Raw genomic sequence first — 16816 nt, forward strand, 5'->3', positions numbered from 1 at the left:
CTCGCATCGAGCCCGTCCGGCGTCTGAGGGCGAGACAAGCAGCCCGTCCGGCGTCTGAAGGCGAGACACAGCCGCCCGTCCGGCGCTCGAGGACCGGAGTCCGGGGCGGCAGCGGCGGGAGCCCCGGCCGGCTACGTCGCCGCACCCACCGGCACCCCCATCACCTCCCGCGCATGCCGGTTCGGCACCATCCCCAGCTGCCACGCCTGCCAGCCGTCCTCCAGGTGCACCCCCCGCTGCAGCATCACCGAGAGGGCCTCCGCACAGTCCTCCAGCTTGCCGTCGCGCGCGGAGTGCTTGGTCTCCACCAGCCGGGACAGTTCCTCCTGGGCCACCACCGTGCCGACCTCGATGCCGCCCGGGGAGGCGAACGGCAGCAGTGTGCAGCGCAGGAAGCGCGCCCAGTCCGCGCCGCGCCGGTCGTCGTACGACGTGAACAGCGCCGCCGCCTCGTCGCACAGCGCCAGCGCCTGGGCCGCGCGGTTGTTGCCCGCGTCGATCAGCGCCAGCTCCAGACAGGTCCATGCCTCGCCGTGCGCCACGCCGATCCGGGCGAAGTCCGCGCGGGCGTCCACCAGGAGCTGGCGGGCGAATCCGGAGTTGCGGAGATTGCCGGTCTGGGCCGCGCGCTGGTCCCTCGTCACCCGGCCCGAGTGGTGCCGGGCGCAGGCCAGGCCGTACACGTCGCGCATCCGGGAGAACATCGTGCGCGCCCGTTCCAGCTCGCGTACCGCCTGGTCGCGGTCGCCGCGCTCCTCCAGCGCCTGGCCCAGGTAGTACAGCGTCCAGGCCTCACCGCGTGCGTCCTCCTGGTCGCGGTGGCGGGACAGGGCCTGCCGCAGCTGGTCCACGGCCTGCGCCGGGTCGCCGTCCACCAGCCGGGCCCGGGCCAGCTGGGTCAGCGCCCAGGCCTCGCCGCGCTCGTCATGGGTGCGGCCGTACAGGTCCAGGGCCTCGCGCAGCTCGGACTCGGCCCGTACGACATCGCCCATGCGCAGACACACCTGGCCCAGCTGGAAGTGCGTCCACGCCTCGCCGTGCAGTGACTCGCCCTCCCTGTGCAGGGTCAGTGCGGTGGCCAGCAGGGCCAGGGCCCGGTTGAGGTTGGCCCGGTCGCGTTCCACCGCGGCCAGCGCGTGCAGCGACCACGCCCGGTCCTCGGCCTGCTCCTGCGAGGACTGGAGCTCGATCGCCTCGTTCAGCTTCGCGGCCGCCTCGGTCAGATTGCCCTGGTGGTGCAGGGTGATCCCGAGCGAGCAGAGCGCCAGCGCGGTGCCCGCGTCGTGGTGCGCCTCGCGATACAGGCCGACGACGGAGGAGAGCGTGGTGTTGGCCTTGTCGAGCTCGCCGAGCTGGCGGGCCGCGATGCCGGTACGCCACCGTACGGAACGCTCCAGCAGCCCCTGGTCCACCGCCTGCGACAGCTCGCTGATCTCGCCCAGCCGGTACAGGTCCCCGCGCAGCAGACAGTAGTCGCACAGCGCGCCCAGCAGATTGAGTACGGCCTGCTGGTTCACGCCCTCCGCGTGCCGCAGTGCCGAGGTGATGAAGCTCGACTCGTCGTCCAGCCAGCGCAGCGCCGCGTCCAGGGAGGAGAAGCCGTGCGCCCCGAACTGGCCCGCGCGGGTGGAGAGTTTGCCGTCGACCATACGGATCACGGCGCCGGCCAGCTCCGCATAGTTCTCGATGAGGCGCTCCTGCGCGGCGGTACGGTCCGCGGCCTCCTCCTCGTCCAGCAGGCGGGCCCGCGCGAAGGACCGTACGACGTCGTGCAGCCGGTAGCGGCTGGCGCGTACATGGTCGATCAGACCGGCCTTGGCCAGGTCCGACAGCAGCCGCTGCGACTCCTGCTCGTCCGTGGCCAGCAGCGCGGCAGCGGCGGCCGCGCCCAGTGACGCGCGACCGGCCAGCGCGAGCCGGCGCAGCAGCCGCCGCCCCTCTTCGGACTGGTCGGTGTAGCGCAGCCACAGCGCCCGCTCGACCGGGTCCACCGGACCGTAGGCACCCAGGTCCGCGGCCAGCCGGTGTGTGGTGCGCGGGCCGAGCGACGAGCCCGCGATACGCAGCGCGAGCGGCAGCCCGCCGCACAACTCCCGTACCTCGTCGGCCGACTGGGCGTCGTACGGACCGGTCGCAGGCTCCTGGGCGGACGCGCGCAGCAGCTTCTCCGCGCCCGCGGCGTCCAGCGCCTCGACCGGCAGCTGGTGCACCCATGCCGGAATGTCCGCCGGCAGCTCGAGCCGGGTGCGCGAGGTGACCAGCACCAGACTGTCCGAGCGCTCCGGCACCAGCGTGCGCACCTGGTCCGGATCGCTCGCGTCGTCCAGCACCACCGTCACCGGCAGACCCGTCAGATGCTGGTGGTACAGCTCGCCCAGCCGCCTGACCTGCTGCTCGGCCGAGGACCGCTCCCGGAACAGCAACTGCTCGCGCGGCGCGCCCAGCCGGTTCAGCAGATGCAGCAGCGCGTCGCGCGTGGACAGCGGCTGACCGCCCTCACCGCGCAGATCGACGACGCAGGCACCCCTGAACTGGTCCTTGAGATCGTGCGCGGCCCGGATCGCGAGCGTGGTGCGCCCCGCGCCCGCCGCGCCGTACAGGACCACGACCGTCGGCCTGGTCTCGGTGGAGGCGCGGGCGGCGTGCACCCACTGCGCGATCTGCGTCATCTCCTCCCGACGGCCCTCGAACGCGCCCGCCGGCTCCGGAAGATGACCGAAGGACTGCTCCAGCACGGACCTCCTGCGCGCCGCGGCGCTGCGGTCCGCGCCTCGCAGCTGCGGCGCCACGGCCGGTTTCTTTGCGGTACGGGTGGTCGAGGCCAGCATCCGCTGCTGGTCCAGGAAAGGGCGGATGCCCCGTACCTCCAGCGCCGTCAGCCACTGCAGCCGCAGCTGCTCCGCCCCACCCGGCTGGCCGAGCGCGCCGGCCCTGCGGTGGGCGGCCGGCCAGTGCGACGCGGTCACTTTGGCGACGGTGGTGGCCGCCCCGGCGCCGGCGACGAGCGCGCCGGCGGCGAACGCGGTGTCCAGCGCCGTACCGAGTGCGACGTCCGCGCCGAACGCGGCGGCCGCCGCAACAGCCGTCACCAGCAGGGGAGTCGAGATGTTCTGCCGGCTGAAGTGCGCGGACAGGGGCTGCTGCCCGGCCTCCGCTTCCGCCAGCGCGTGCTCGTACGCCGTGTACTCCTCGTCGGCATTCGCCGCCATCGTGTCCAGAGCGGCCCGCCCGCGTGCCAGCAGCACACCCGAGTCCGACCGCCCTCCCGAACGCCGTACCTCTTCCTCGACGGCGCGTACCAACAGCCGCTCGGCTTCCGCCCGGTGGCTGTCCCGCATGTGCGTCCCCCTCCGAGAGTTCCGGTTCCGTTCCCGCTTGCGCTCCGGTGCGTTCCGGTTTCCTACCGGCTTGCGTTCCGGTTCCGGTCCGGCGACAAGTGTCCTGCGTACGGCGCGTCAGCGCGAGAGAGTCTGACGATCAACCGCGTTCGGATGAGCGAACTGTGCCGCACTTCGGGAAAGTAGAGGTCCAAGGTCCATTGCTTCCATACCGTTTCCCTTGAGAGTAGAGGGAGTTGCGATGCGCGGTGATCACGTGACGCTGGTCGGATTGGGGCTCAGCCCCGACGAACTGAAAGCCATGGGGCTGGACGAACCCGCCACGGCGGAACCGTCGGGGTTGATGGACGCCTACCTACGGCGGAGCAACAAGAGAGAGGACCTTGCCACCCTCCGCGGACACCTCCGCGACTTGGTGCGCTGGGCCGAGACGGCCGGACTCCAGATTCGGCACGTCTGGTTTGATCAGCTCTCGGCGTCCAAGACCTATGTGCGGCGGCGAGAGTTCGAGAAGGCCACGCAAGCAATCATGAACGGTGAGTCCAGGACGCTCGGAGTGTGGAAGACGGACCGCTTCGACCGGCGCGGCATGGGAGCGGTCGGCCGAATGCTCGATGAGTTCGACCGCCGACACTCGCGTCTCGTGTCCGTCTCTGAAGGATTGGACTCGGCCAAGGGCGGGCGCATGGTCTTCGCCATCCTGAGCGAACGCGCCAGGGAGGAATCGAAGGACATTGCGAAGCGAGTCCAGATCGGCCATGACTCCCACAAGGCGGAGGGCCGACGGGGAACGGGCAGGCCCCCGTTCGGGCTCTACAGCGCGCGGGGAAGCGGCAAGGTCGAGCACCACACGGAGGAGTACGAGACCGCCCGTCGGCTGGCGGATCTGTTGCTCGACAGGAAGAGCACGAAGGACACCGCCCACAAGCTCAACGAGGAAGGCCATCGCACCCGGAGCGGGGCTACGTGGTCACCTACCGCAGTGAGCAAGCTTGCCCAGTCCCCGCTCTTCGCGGGAATGGTCCCTGTGCGGCAGCGCAAGGCGGACGAGCACGGCAACCCGATGGATTCCTGGGAGGGTTACGGAGAGCCCTTGCGTAATGAGAAGGGTGAGATTGTCATGTGCGGGAAGGGGGTGGTGACTCCGGCTGAGTGGTTCAGGATCAAGGCACTCATCGCCGAACGGACCGATGAGCGTTGGGCCAGGGGAAAGCCGGAGGCGAAGTATCTGGGTACGGGCAGCTACCGCTGCGGACGGATGCGGGACAAGCAGGCTGAGGGGAAGCTTGACGCGTGTGGTGGCCCGATGAGCCACCGTGGAGGGCGCTACCGATGCGAAGTCCGGCAAACGCGTGGCAAGTCCATCTGCGAGGGTGTTGTGACGCTGGCCGAGCGCATCGATTTCGCGGTCGGACAAGCCTGGGTCAACCACATCACTGCTCTTGCGCCCGATGACCCGGTGATCATCGAGATCGCCCGCCGGTGGCTCGCCTTCGCGGACCCGGAGACAAGGGCCAAGAAGGAAGAGACCCAGAAGGCACTTGAAGCCGCACAGCAGCGTGTGAAGAAGCTCGAAGAAGACTTCTACGTCTACGGCAAGATGGACGAAGAGCGCTTTGAGGAACTGAGCGAACGGCTGTGTGCCGTGATCGACAGCACGACCGTGACCTTGGAAAATCTGGACGCGGAAGCGGACCTCGCCCCCCTCACGCAGATTGAGAACCTGAGACAAGCGTGGGAGGAGGCAGACACGGCAGATAGGCGGATGCTCTTGAAGTGCGCCCTTGGGGAGAGAGGCATCACGGTCAAGCCAGCAGCCCGGCAGGGGGACCACACCCCGATTCTTGAGCGGCTTGAATTCGACTGGCTCTCACGCTGGGACGTGACACCTGCGGTGTGATGCGCAGAGGTGGCGGGTTTCGGCGACCAGAGTCCCGGCCAGAGGTGGAGTTCGCATCCGAACGAGCGTACGCGTGACAGCCGCCTGGGACGCTCCATGAACACCCGCTCCCTGCTCGATGCGCCTGCACTGAGCCGCACGCGCCCCGTTCGTATGCTCTGCCCGTGGCGCATGGGCGGGGTTTCGTCGCGTACGCAAGGATTGGGGCATGCCCAACCGACTCGCACACTCCACGTCTCCGTACCTCCTTCAGCACGCGGAAAACCCCGTTGACTGGTGGCAGTGGGAGCCTGCCGCCTTCGAGGAAGCTCGCCGGCGTAACGTGCCCGTCTTCCTGAGCGTGGGTTACAGCTCTTGCCACTGGTGTCATGTACTCGCCCACGAGAGCTTCGAGGACGAAGAGACGGCAGCCCTCATGAACGAGCACTTCGTGTCCGTGAAGGTGGACCGGGAGGAGCGCCCCGACGTCGACGCCGTCTACATGGAGGCCGTGCAGGCTGCCACCGGGCAGGGTGGCTGGCCCATGTCCGTCTTTATGACTCCGGACGGGGAGCCGTTCTATTTCGGCACCTACTTCCCGCCCGAGCCGCGGCACGGAATGCCGTCCTTCCGGCAGGTGCTCGAAGGCGTTCAGACTGCGTGGACGAGTCGGCGTGAGGAGGTTGGGGAGGTCGCCGAGAAGATCACCCGTGACCTGGCAGGGAGGCAACTGGACTACGGCACAACTGGGCTCCCCGGTGATGCGGAGCTTGCCCAGGCGCTACTTGGGCTCACCCGGGAGTACGACCCGGCGACTGGCTGGTTCGGAGGTGGCAACGCCAAATTCCCTCCGAGCATGGTCGTCGAATTCCTTCTGCGGCACCACGCGCGGACGGAATCCGCAGGTGCCCGTGAGATCGCTGAGGGGCTGTGCCGGGCCATGGCGTGCTCCAGCCTGTTCGACCAGGTGGGCGGTGGGTTCCATCGGTACGTTTTGAGTCAGGAGCGGAATGGACCTTTGGTTCCGCACTTCGAGAAGATGCTCTACGACAATGCGCTCCTGTGCCGCACCTACGCCCACCTCTGGCGGGTGACCGGCTCGGATCTGGCGCGGCGGGTGGCGCTGGAAACAGCCGACTTCATGGTGCGGGAGCTGCGTACGGCAGAGGGTGGCTTCGCGTCCGCGCTGGATGCCGACAGTGCCGACCGCAGCGGCAGGCATGTCGAGGGCGCGTTCTATGTGTGGACGCTGGATCAGCTGAAGGACGTTCTGGGGGACGAGGACGGACAGCGGGCAGCCGAGCACTTCGGGGTGACGCAGGAGGGGACCTTCGAGGAGGGTGCCTCGGTGCTGCGGCTCCCGGACGGGGAAGCCCCTGCGGGGATCAAGGAGCGGCTGCTCGCGGCCCGTGCGGAGCGGGCGCGGCCGGGGCGGGACGACAAGGTGGTCGCCGCCTGGAACGGGCTCGCGATCGCGGCGCTCGCGGAGACCGGCGCGTACTTCGACCGCCCGGATCTGATCGAGCGGGCCACCGAGGCGGCCGACCTGCTGGTGCGGATGCACATCGACTTCTCGGCCGGCGGCGCCCGGCTGGCCCGTACCTCCAAGGACGGTCAAGTCGGCGCGCACGCAGGGGTCCTGGAGGACTACGCGGATGTCGCCGAGGGCTTCCTGGCGCTCGCTGCGGTGAGCGGCGAAGGGGTGTGGCTCGAATTCGCCGGGTTCCTGCTGGACATTGTGCTCGAGCAGTTCACGGGCGAGGGCGGGGCGCTGTACGACACCGCCCATGACGCCGAACAGCTGATCCGCCGCCCGCAGGACCCCACGGACAGCGCGACCCCGTCCGGCTGGACGGCCGCGGCAGGCGCGCTGCTCTCTTATGCGGCGCACACCGGCTCCGAGGCCCACCGCACCGCCGCCGAGGGCGCGCTGGGCGTGGTGAAGGCGCTCGGCCCGCGTGCCCCGCGCTTCATCGGCTGGGGTCTGGCGGTCGCGGAGGCGCTGCTCGACGGGCCGCGCGAGGTGGCGGTCGTGGGGCCGCAGAGCGACGCGGGGACGCGAGAGTTGCTGCGTACGGCGCTGCTGGCACCGGCTCCCGGCGCGGTGGTCGCGGTCGGTGAGACAGGCAGCGAGGAGTTCCCGCTGCTGGCGGACCGGCCCCTGGTGGACGGCCGCCCGGCGGCCTACGTCTGCCGGAACTTCACCTGCGACGCGCCCACGACGGATGCTGCGGAACTTGCCCGGAAACTCGCCAATTGACGATGCCACGTCAGTTTTTATCGGTCAGGCACCGGACTTTGATCTTCCGCCTATAGGGTCCTCGGCAGACGAACGACATGAACGGCGGACACTGGTATCCGTCCGCGACGATCCTCGGCAACGGCGATGTCATCTCCTTCGGCGGGCTGAAGGAGGACTCGACGGGCAATGGGGGCGCGCCCTCCGGCGACGGGGGCGCGGGGGACGGTCCGCTAGAGCCTCAGCCCGCCCTTGATCGTGGTCAGCGCGTGGTCCATCAGCTCGATCAGGTCGTCCTGGTGGTCCCGCGCCGCCCAGTACAGCATCACCTCGCGCAGCGCGCCGAGCACCGCCGCCGTGAACACCCGTACATCAAGGTCGTCGTGGTCGCGCCCGGTGCGCTCGGCGAGCGCGTGGCCCAGCAGCTCGGACGTCGTGGCCATCGTCTCGGTCATCCGGGCGCGGACCGCCGGAACCTCCACCATCAGCCTGGTGCGCTGGATGACGTCCTCGCGCTCCTCGGCGAGGAAGGCCGCCAGCCCTTCCGTCATCACGTGCCGCAGTGAGTCCAGCGGGTCCTCGTCGGCGGGCCTGGCCCGCAGCCCGGCCTCCATGGCCCGGGCGTGGTCGTCGGTGAGGACGATGTCTTCCTTGGCCGGGAAGTAGCGGAAGACCGTGGACGGGGAGACCTCGGCCGCCTCCGCGATCTGTTCGACGGTGGTCGCCTCGTACCCCTGCTCGGAGATGAGCCGGCAGGCCGCGCGGCGGATCGCGATCCGCGTCCTGAGCTTCTTGCGTTCGCGCAGTCCCGGCTGTGGCTGCGCTTCGGCGACGGTGTCGCGCGAGGGGGTACGGATGGTGGCGGCCATGGTCGTCATTGTCCTGCATCGGCGGGCGCGGTGGCCGCGCCCGCCGATGTCGAGGAAAGCCGCCGAAGCCGTCGATGCCGAGAAAGATGGCCGTGACATCGCTGCCACGGCCACATTCGGGGAGGGGTTACGACTGCTGGTAGGCCACCAGCGAGATGCCCACGTAGTGCACGACGAACGCCGCGAGCGTGAGGGAGTGGAAGACCTCGTGGAAGCCGAACCACCGGGGTGACGGGTTCGGCCGCTTGATGCCGTAGATCACGCCGCCGGCGCTGTAGAGCAGCCCGCCGACGATCACGCAGACGAGTACGGCGATCCCGCCGGCGCGCATGAAGTCGGGCAGGAAGAAGACGGCCGCCCAGCCCATGGCGATGTAGCACGGGGTGTAGAGCCAGCGCGGGGCACCGACCCAGAAGACCCGGAAGGCGATCCCCGCCACGGCCGCCGCCCAGACCGCCCACAGCAGCGTCCGCCCGGTGGAATCGGGCAGCAGGAGCATGGTCAGCGGAGTGTAGGTGCCCGCGATGATCAGGAAGATATTGGCGTGATCGAGCCGGCGCAGAATGGCTTCGCCGCGCGGGCCCCAGGTGCCGCGGTGGTAGATCGCGCTCACGCCGAAGAGCAGGCACGCTGTGAACACGTAGATCGCGCAGGCCACGCGGGCCCGCATCGTGTCCGCGAGCGCGATGAGGACCAGCCCCGCGACCAGGGCGGCCGGGAACATCCCGGCGTGCAGCCAGCCGCGCAGCCTGGGTTTCACCGGGGTGGGTTCGATCTCGGTCACTTCGGGCGCGGCAGCAGTCATGACGTGGATGGTACCTACGGAACCGTAGGTAATGGATGCATCCGGGCAGCCTCTCTCGGCCCGGCCGAGTGCCGGGCCTGTGGCGGGGCTTGGGACGGGCTGCGGACGGCCTTCGGACGGGCTGCGGACAGGTCGCGGACGGGTCGCGGACACGCCCCGAGCGCGGCCCGAGCGCGTGTCGAGCCCGCGTCCGGCGCTCCTCGGGCGTCCCGCGAGTGGCGATGCTCACGTGAGAGGTCCTATGGACATATGCGCACCGGGCACGGATGATCAGATGAGTGCGGTCGGCACCGGATGAGCGGGCTACGAAGCATCCGGGTCGCAGCCCCCACGGGGCCAACCTCCAATCCCTCACTTAGGAGCGATCGTGGCGCGCGACATCGCGGCTCCCACCGTCCCCACCAACCACCAGGAGCTCGTAGCCTGGGTCGACGAGATCGCAGCAATCACGCAGCCGGACAGCGTCGTCTGGTGTGACGGTTCCGAGGCCGAGTACGAGCGTCTCTGTGGGGAGCTCGTCGCCAAGGGCACCTTCAAGAAGCTTGACCCGATCAAGCGCCCGAACTCGTACTACGCCGCGTCGGACCCGAGTGACGTCGCGCGCGTCGAGGACCGCACCTTCATCTGCTCCGAGAAGGAGGAGGACGCGGGCCCGACCAACCACTGGAAGGCCCCCGCGGAGATGAAGGAGATCTTCGCCGGTGAGAAGGGCATCTTCCGCGGCTCGATGCGCGGCCGCACGATGTACGTCGTGCCGTTCTGCATGGGCCCGCTGGGCTCCCCGCTGTCCGCGATCGGCGTTGAGATCACCGACTCCGCGTACGTCGCCGTCTCGATGCGCACCATGACCCGCATGGGACAGCCCGTCCTCGACGAGCTCGGCACCGACGGCTTCTTCGTCAAGGCCGTCCACACCCTCGGCGCGCCGCTCGCCGAGGGCGAGGCCGATGTGCCGTGGCCCTGCAACTCCACCAAATACATCTCGCACTTCCCCGAGTCGCGCGAGATCTGGTCGTACGGCTCCGGCTACGGCGGCAACGCCCTGCTCGGCAAGAAGTGCTACGCCCTGCGTATCGCCTCCGTCATGGCGCGCGACGAGGGCTGGCTCGCCGAGCACATGCTGATCCTCAAGCTCACCCCGCCGCAGGGCGAGTCGAAGTACGTCGCCGCGGCCTTCCCGAGCGCCTGTGGCAAGACGAACCTCGCCATGCTCGAGCCCACCATCTCCGGCTGGACCGTGGAGACCATCGGCGACGACATCGCCTGGATGCGGTTCGGCGAGGACGGCCAGCTGTACGCGATCAACCCGGAGGCCGGCTTCTTCGGCGTCGCGCCCGGCACCGGCGAGCACACCAACGCCAACGCCATGAAGACCCTGTGGGGCAACTCCGTCTTCACCAACGTCGCGCTCACCGACGACAACGACATCTGGTGGGAGGGCATGACCGAGGAACTGCCCGCGCACCTCACGGACTGGAAGGGCAACGACTGGACTCCGGAGTCCGGGACCCCGGCCGCCCACCCGAACGCCCGCTTCACCGTCCCGGCCGCCCAGTGCCCGACGATCGCCCCCGAGTGGGAGGACCCCAAGGGCGTCCCGATCTCCGCGATCCTCTTCGGCGGCCGCCGCGCCTCCGCCGTGCCGCTGGTGACCGAGTCCTTCGACTGGAACCACGGCGTGTTCCTCGGCGCGAACGTCGCGTCCGAGAAGACCGCCGCCGCCGAGGGCAAGGTCGGCGAGCTGCGCCGCGACCCGTTCGCCATGCTGCCGTTCTGCGGCTACAACATGGGCGACTACATGGGCCACTGGGTCAAGGTCGGCGCCACTGCGACAGCCAAGGGGGACCAGGCCAAGCTCCCGAAGATCTACTACGTCAACTGGTTCCGCAAGAACGACGCGGGCAAGTTCGTGTGGCCGGGCTTCGGCGAGAACAGCCGCGTCCTGAAGTGGATCGTGGAGCGCCTGGAGGGCAAGGCCGAGGGCGTCGAGACGCCGATCGGCATTCTGCCCACCAAGGAGTCCCTGGACACCGAGGGCCTGGAGCTGGCCGACTCCGAGCTGGACTTCCTGCTCACGGTCGACAAGGAGGTCTGGCGCGAGGAGGCCGCCCTGGTCCCCGAGCACCTCAACACCTTCGGCGACCACGCGCCCAAGGAGCTGTGGGACCAGTACCGCGCGCTGGTGCAGCGCCTGGGCTGATCCCCGTACGGAAGACGTCGCGGCGGGCCAACTCGACATCCGCCCTGACCTGTGGGGTCAACCAGGTCCGCTGCGTCCCGGCCCCCGGAGCCCCCTCACGGCTCCGGGGGCCGGACCCTTTCCCGGCAGAAGTGCCGGACCTTTCCCGCCAAGAGGTGGCACCCGGCCCGCGCGCCTTCGCGGCCCGCGGACCGGGGCCGTCAGTGGGCGCCGACCAGACGCGGTTCGGTCAGGGCGGCGGTGTGCGCGTCCATCCGCTCGGCGGACAGGATCGCGGCGGCGGTGTCGGCGCGGGACGCGGCGACGACGAGGGCGCGGCCCGCGAGGGTGTGCGCGCGGCGGTGCAGGGCGGCGGGGTCGGCGCCGGTGAGGCCCGCGTGGCGGGCGGGCGGGGCGCCGCGGAGGCGTGCGACCTGGCCCGCGATGCGCTCGGCGGCCTCGTCGAGACCGAGCTCGTCGGTGACGGCGAGCAGCGCGGAGAGATGACCGGCGAGCTGGATGTCCAGTTCCTCCTCGCGGCTGCGGTGGGGGTACTGGGCGTCGTCGTCGGCCATCCTGTGGACCGACTTGGTGCGGATCGGCTCGTACATGGGATGGCCTCCTGCTCAGCGTCAGGAGACCATCCTAGCTTAGATTCTGTCTAAAGTTGAGTAGCGTCGGGTTCCGGCCATGCGCGGGGTGCGACCCCCGGGGGCGCTGGGGGTCCTGGTGCGGCGTCAGGGCTGGCTGTAACCGTCCAGGAAGGTCCCGATCCGGGTCACCGCGTCCGCCAGGTCCTGCGCCGCCGGCAGCGTCACGATCCGGAAGTGGTCCGGCTCGGGCCAGTTGAAGCCCGTACCGTGCACGACCATGATCTTCTCGGCGCGCAGCAGGTCCAGCACCATCTGCCGGTCGTCCTTGATCTTGTAGACCGTGGGGTCGAGACGCGGGAAGAGATACAGCGCGCCCTTCGGCTTGACGCAGGTCACGCCAGGAATCTGGGTGAGCAGGTCGTACGCGATGTCCCGCTGCTCCAGGATCCGCCCGCCGGGCAGCACCAGATCCTCGATCGACTGCCGTCCGCCGAGCGCTGTGGCCACCGCGTGCTGCGAGGGCATGTTCGCGCACAGACGCATGTTGGCGAGGATGGTCAGGCCCTCGATGTACGAGGTGGCGTGCGCCTTGGGGCCGCAGACCGCCAGCCAGCCGGAGCGGTAGCCGGCCACCCGGTAGTTCTTGGAGAGCCCGTTGAAGGTGAGGACCATCAGGTCCGGGGCGAGCGCGGCGGTCGGCGTGTGCGTGGCGCCGTCGTAGAGGATCTTGTCGTAGATCTCGTCGGAGCAGACGACCAGATTGTGCCTGCGGGCGATCTCGGTGAGGCTCCGCAGTATCTCGTCGTCGTACACCGCACCCGTGGGGTTGTTCGGGTTGATGATCACCATCGCCTTCGTGCGATCGGTGATCTTGCGCTCGATGTCGGCGAGGTCGGGCATCCAGTCGGACTGCTCGTCACAGCGGTAGTGCACGGCGGTGCCGCCCGCGAGGGACACGGAAGCGGTCCACAGCGGATAGTCCGGGGCGGGTACGAGCACCTCGTCGCCGTCGTCGAGCAGCGCCTGCATCGACATCTGGATCAGCTCGGAGACGCCGTTACCGAGATAGATGTCCTCGACATCCAGGTTGATGTCCTTGGTCTGGTAGTGCTGCATCACCGCGCGCCGCGCGGACAGCAGCCCCTTCGCGTCGCCGTAGCCGTGCGCAGTGCCGAGGTTGCGGAGGATGTCCTCGAGGATCTCGGGCGGGCACTCGAAACCGAAGGCGGCGGGGTTGCCGGTGTTGAGCTTGAGGATGCGGTGACCTGCTGCCTCCAGGCGCATGGCCTCCTCGAGTACCGGGCCCCGGATTTCGTAACAGACGTTTGCGAGCTTCGTCGACTGGATCACCTGCATGCCCGTGAGCTTACGGGCGCGTCCTGCTGATCGCTTCGTGTTTTCGCCCACGGGAACGCGACGGGGACGCGACGCGGACGTGACGCGAATGTCCCTTTTGGTACTTCGATGGGTGGGGGCGGCCCCTCCCTTCGAAAGGGCCGCCGATGGTCACCGAACGCCTGCGGTTCTTTTTCCCGCCGGTACGGAGATCCGGTTCCGTGTTGCCCTCGTCACCTCGGCCGGAGCGTCGTCTCTCCAGGCGGCTGCAACCGGACGGCAGAAGCGTTCAGCGTGCTTCCGCGGGGGTCAGTACGACGAACTCCGCTCCGGCGGGGTCGGTACAGACCGCCATGCGACCCACACCTTCCGCGGTTTCCGGTCCCATCGAGACTCCGCCGCCGTTCTCGCGCACGAGGGCGACGGTGGCATCGCAGTCCGCCGAGCCGAACACCGGGTGCCAGTACGGCTGCCCACCGGACGCGAACATCTCCGGAGCTGCCATGAGACCGCCGTGCATCCGCTCCTCGCCGCAGCCTGCGGGCGTCAGCAGCGTGTAGGTGCCGCCTCCGCCGGGCAGCGGCATGTCCTGGGTGGCCCAGCCGAAGACGCTGCCGTAGAAGCTCCGGGCGGCGGCCGAGTCGGTGGTGTAGAGCTCGACCCAGCCAAGGCTGCCCGGGGCGTCGGCCAGCTCGAACCCCGCGTACTGGTTGGGTTCCCAGACGGCGAACTGGGCACCCTGCGGGTCGGTGAGCTGGGCGAACCGCCCCTCGTCCGAGACATCGCCGGGTGCGGCACGGACAGCGCCGCCTGCCTGTTGCACGGCCTTGACGGTGGCGTCCGCGTCCGCGGTGCGGAAATAGATCATCCAGGCGGAGCGGGCGCCTTCCTCGGTGAGTGGTCCGACGGCACCCACCACCTTGCCGTCGAGGCGGAAGGCGGAGTAGCCGCCGGCGTCCTCGCCGAACGATTCGGCCCGCCAGCCGAAGACGGCTCCGTAGAAGGCCGCCGCGGCGGGGACGTCGGGAGCGCCGAGGTCGAGCCAGCAGGGGGAGCCGGGTACGAAGTCGGTCGTGATCATGGCGAGTCTCCTTCTCCGGTTCGCGGGTGCACCCAGCCTGGCACTCCCCCGGGGGCGTCGCGCGGCGAATCGCGGCGCGAGGGCCTGGCGGTGCCGGGCTTCCCGGACCGACAGGAGGTTTCGGCCGGCGCGACTTCCGCGACCTGCTGATCCGCGCCGCATCCGGCTCGGCGGGCCGATCGTGCTGGTCCGGGGCAACGGTCGCGTCCACGTGACCGCGCCCCTGCAAGGCGCTCGGGTCCCCAAGCCCGGATCTGGCCACGAGAAGCCCGGATCTGGCCACGAGCGTGGACCTCGTCGTCATGCGGGGTAGGCGCCGGTCCTGACGGCCTTCCAGGCTCCGTCGCGCACCTGGTACACGGTGAACAGCTGGGATTTGATGTCGCCGTATGCGTTGAAGGAGATCCTTCCGCTCGTGCCGTCGAAGGACACGTCTCGGACGGCGTCCTTCACCCGGGCCCGGAGGTCCGAGGGCTTGTCGGCGCCCGACTGTGCCGCTGCCTTGGTTCCCTGGACGACGGCCCAGGCGGCGTCATAGGCCAGCGTGCTGTAGTCGGTGAAGGGCTCCTTGTAGCCCGCCGCCTTGTAGTCGGCGACGAAGGAAGTCGCCGATTCCAGGGACTCGGCGGGGGCGCCGGGCAGCGTCGCGAGGTCACCGTTCCGGCCGGCGCGGTCGATGAAATCCTTGTCCACAATGCCGTCGCCGCCGATCAGCGGGATGTCCGGGATCCGCTTCTCGACCTCGGAGGCAAGGGCGCCGGCATCGGCCGAATACCCGCTGTAGTAGACGGCTTCGGCTCCGCTCTGCGCGATCTTCGCCGCCGTCCCGGAAGGCTTCGCTGTGCCGGTCTGCAGCGTGTCCGTGCCTACTACCGTGCCACCCAGACGCGTGAACTCACTCTTGAACGTACTGGTGAGCGTGGTTCCGTACGCCGTTCCGTCGTCGGCTACGAAGACCTTCTGCTTCCCGAGCGACTGGACGACGTGGCGCGCGGCGAACCGGCCCTGAGTCGTGTCGTTGGGCGCGGTACGGAAGAAGGACTTGCTGGGACGTTCCGGGTTTCCCGAGACGCCATTCGGCCCGAGAGTGAGGGACGGGTTGCTTGCCCCCGGGGAGATCACCAGGAGCCCCGCGCTGTCGGCCGCCTTCAGGGCCGACTGAGCGACGGCGGAACTGAACGGGCCGACGACCCCGATCACCGACGAATCGGCCACGAACCGGGACATGTTCTGCTCTCCCTGCTCGGGCAGGGCCTTGTCGTCCCGGGCCTCGGTCCTGAAGGTCACTCCGGGGACCTCCTTGTTCTTGTTGGCAGTCCTGACGGCGAGATCGACGGCATTCCTGATGCTGGTCCCGTAGGAGGACAACGCCCCTGTGAGCGGTGCGTCGACGCCGATGGTCACGGTCACGGCGGAGGTAGCTCCGTTGCCGTCACCGGAACGGGTGTTGGAGCCGGAGCCGGAGCCGGAGCCGGAGTCGGAGTCGGAGCCTGAGCCGGACCCGTCCGGCCAGAGGCTGGCTGTCAGGGAGATGGCTGCCACCAGAAGCCCCGCCGCCAGAGGCATCAGCATCCGGCGACCGGACAGCTTGGACTTGGACTTGGGTTCGGCTTTGGCCTCTCGCTCGGGCTCGGGTGCCGCTTTGGGCTCGCGGGGCTGGGGCTGGGGCTGGGGCCGGGGCTGGGGCTGGGGCTCGGGCTCCGGTTCCTGTACGTGTTCCTGTTCCTGTACGTGTTCCTGCGCGCCGGGCGGGTCGGCCGCAGCACGGTTGCGCACCAGGCAGATCGCTCCCGACGTGTTCCGGTTGCGCTGCTGCGGTTCAGGTCTCCCCTTGGCGGCGAGGGCCTCGCGGAGATGCTCGTACACGGTGCTCATGCTGAGCAGTTGGGGCCCACCGGTGATGCCCCGGTCGAGCATGGTGATCAGCTCGCCGCTGAACGCGGTGTACGTCTCCCCGGGTGGGGCGAGGGCTGTCCGGGTCTCCGCCGTCGCGGTGAGCACGTACGTGCCCTCGATGGTGGTCCGCGCGCTCAGATCGCCCGCCGACATGGCTCCGTGCAGGGCGAGACCGCTCCAGCAGCAGTCCAGGATGACGACCTTCCGCCGGGGGCGTAGACCGGTCGCCAGCAGGGCGACCCGAAGATCCTCGTAGCGAAGCGCCGTGTACAGCATGTCCCGCCGGGTGTTCGGGAGGGCGAGATGCAGCTCGTCCGAAAGCGGATGCACCAGGCCGTGGCCGGCGTAGTAGACGAGCAGCGTGTCGGTCGCCTCCGTACCGGCTCGCGTGACCGCGTCCAGTGCCGTCTCCCGGTCGGACTGCTCGAGAACGTCGCAGTGATCGGCGGACAGTCCCCACAGCAATGGATCGGCGAGCAGCTCCTTCAGCCGCCGTAGGTTCCGCTGGACCGCGGGCAGGTCGTCCAGCCTCGGGTCCTGGTACGTATGTGTGCCGATCAGCACCGCCCGGCTGGCCGCGGGGTCCGACAGCTGGAGCACGG

10 protein-coding genes are annotated in these 16816 nt (G+C 69.5%); 3 read left to right on the forward strand and 7 right to left on the reverse strand.

Annotated features, from left to right (window positions below; genetic code table 11):
- Nucleotides 1-131 precede the first annotated feature (131 nt).
- Nucleotides 132-3338, reverse strand: a complete 3207-nt coding sequence (locus tag OG883_RS03580) for a tetratricopeptide repeat protein (RefSeq protein ID WP_266534828.1) — start codon at nucleotides 3336-3338, stop codon at nucleotides 132-134.
- A 241-nt stretch (nucleotides 3339-3579) separates the two neighbouring features.
- Between OG883_RS03580 and OG883_RS03585 the strand changes: the two genes are divergently transcribed.
- Both OG883_RS03585 and OG883_RS03590 read left to right on the forward strand, forming a co-directional pair.
- Nucleotides 3580-5238 carry a recombinase family protein gene (locus OG883_RS03585; protein WP_266534831.1) on the forward strand — a complete coding sequence of 553 codons (1659 nt, stop codon included), beginning with the start codon at nucleotides 3580-3582 and terminating at the stop codon, nucleotides 5236-5238.
- A 208-nt stretch (nucleotides 5239-5446) separates the two neighbouring features.
- Nucleotides 5447-7477: a thioredoxin domain-containing protein gene (locus OG883_RS03590; protein WP_266534833.1), complete on the forward strand. Its 2031-nt coding sequence runs from the start codon at nucleotides 5447-5449 to the stop codon at nucleotides 7475-7477.
- Between the two features lie 212 nt (nucleotides 7478-7689).
- Here OG883_RS03590 and OG883_RS03595 read toward each other — a convergent pair whose 3' ends face one another.
- Together OG883_RS03595 and OG883_RS03600 are read right to left on the reverse strand one after the other, a co-directional pair.
- Nucleotides 7690-8325, reverse strand: coding sequence for a TetR/AcrR family transcriptional regulator (locus tag OG883_RS03595; RefSeq protein ID WP_266534836.1), 636 nt, complete (start codon nucleotides 8323-8325; stop codon nucleotides 7690-7692).
- A gap of 127 nt (nucleotides 8326-8452) precedes the next feature.
- Nucleotides 8453-9130 (reverse strand): hemolysin III family protein, encoded by a 678-nt coding sequence (locus OG883_RS03600; protein ID WP_266534839.1) that lies wholly within the window; start codon nucleotides 9128-9130, stop codon nucleotides 8453-8455.
- Nucleotides 9131-9497: 367 nt separating this feature from the next.
- Here OG883_RS03600 and OG883_RS03605 point away from each other — a divergent pair, with 367 nt between their 5' ends.
- Nucleotides 9498-11330, forward strand: coding sequence for a phosphoenolpyruvate carboxykinase (GTP) (locus OG883_RS03605; RefSeq protein ID WP_266534841.1), 1833 nt, complete (start codon nucleotides 9498-9500; stop codon nucleotides 11328-11330).
- 200 nt (nucleotides 11331-11530) lie between these two features.
- Here the strand turns inward: OG883_RS03605 and OG883_RS03610 are convergent, their stop codons facing one another.
- The 4 genes from OG883_RS03610 to OG883_RS03625 form a co-directional block, all read right to left on the reverse strand.
- The gene (locus tag OG883_RS03610; protein WP_266534844.1) at nucleotides 11531-11920 is read right to left on the reverse strand and encodes a hypothetical protein; all 390 of its coding nucleotides are present in this window, start codon (nucleotides 11918-11920) and stop codon (nucleotides 11531-11533) included.
- Nucleotides 11921-12046: 126 nt separating this feature from the next.
- Nucleotides 12047-13258 (reverse strand): pyridoxal phosphate-dependent aminotransferase, encoded by a 1212-nt coding sequence (locus tag OG883_RS03615; protein WP_266534847.1) that lies wholly within the window; start codon nucleotides 13256-13258, stop codon nucleotides 12047-12049.
- A 268-nt stretch (nucleotides 13259-13526) separates the two neighbouring features.
- Nucleotides 13527-14318: a VOC family protein gene (locus OG883_RS03620; protein ID WP_266534850.1), complete on the reverse strand. Its 792-nt coding sequence runs from the start codon at nucleotides 14316-14318 to the stop codon at nucleotides 13527-13529.
- A 300-nt stretch (nucleotides 14319-14618) separates the two neighbouring features.
- Nucleotides 14619-16814, reverse strand: a complete 2196-nt coding sequence (locus OG883_RS03625; RefSeq protein WP_266534853.1) for an ABC transporter substrate-binding protein — start codon at nucleotides 16812-16814, stop codon at nucleotides 14619-14621.
- Between the last annotated feature and the right edge of the window lie 2 nt (nucleotides 16815-16816).

Origin of the sequence: Streptomyces sp. NBC_01142 (assembly GCF_026341125.1) — a bacterium.
Classification (GTDB): Bacteria; Actinomycetota; Actinomycetes; order Streptomycetales; family Streptomycetaceae; genus Streptomyces.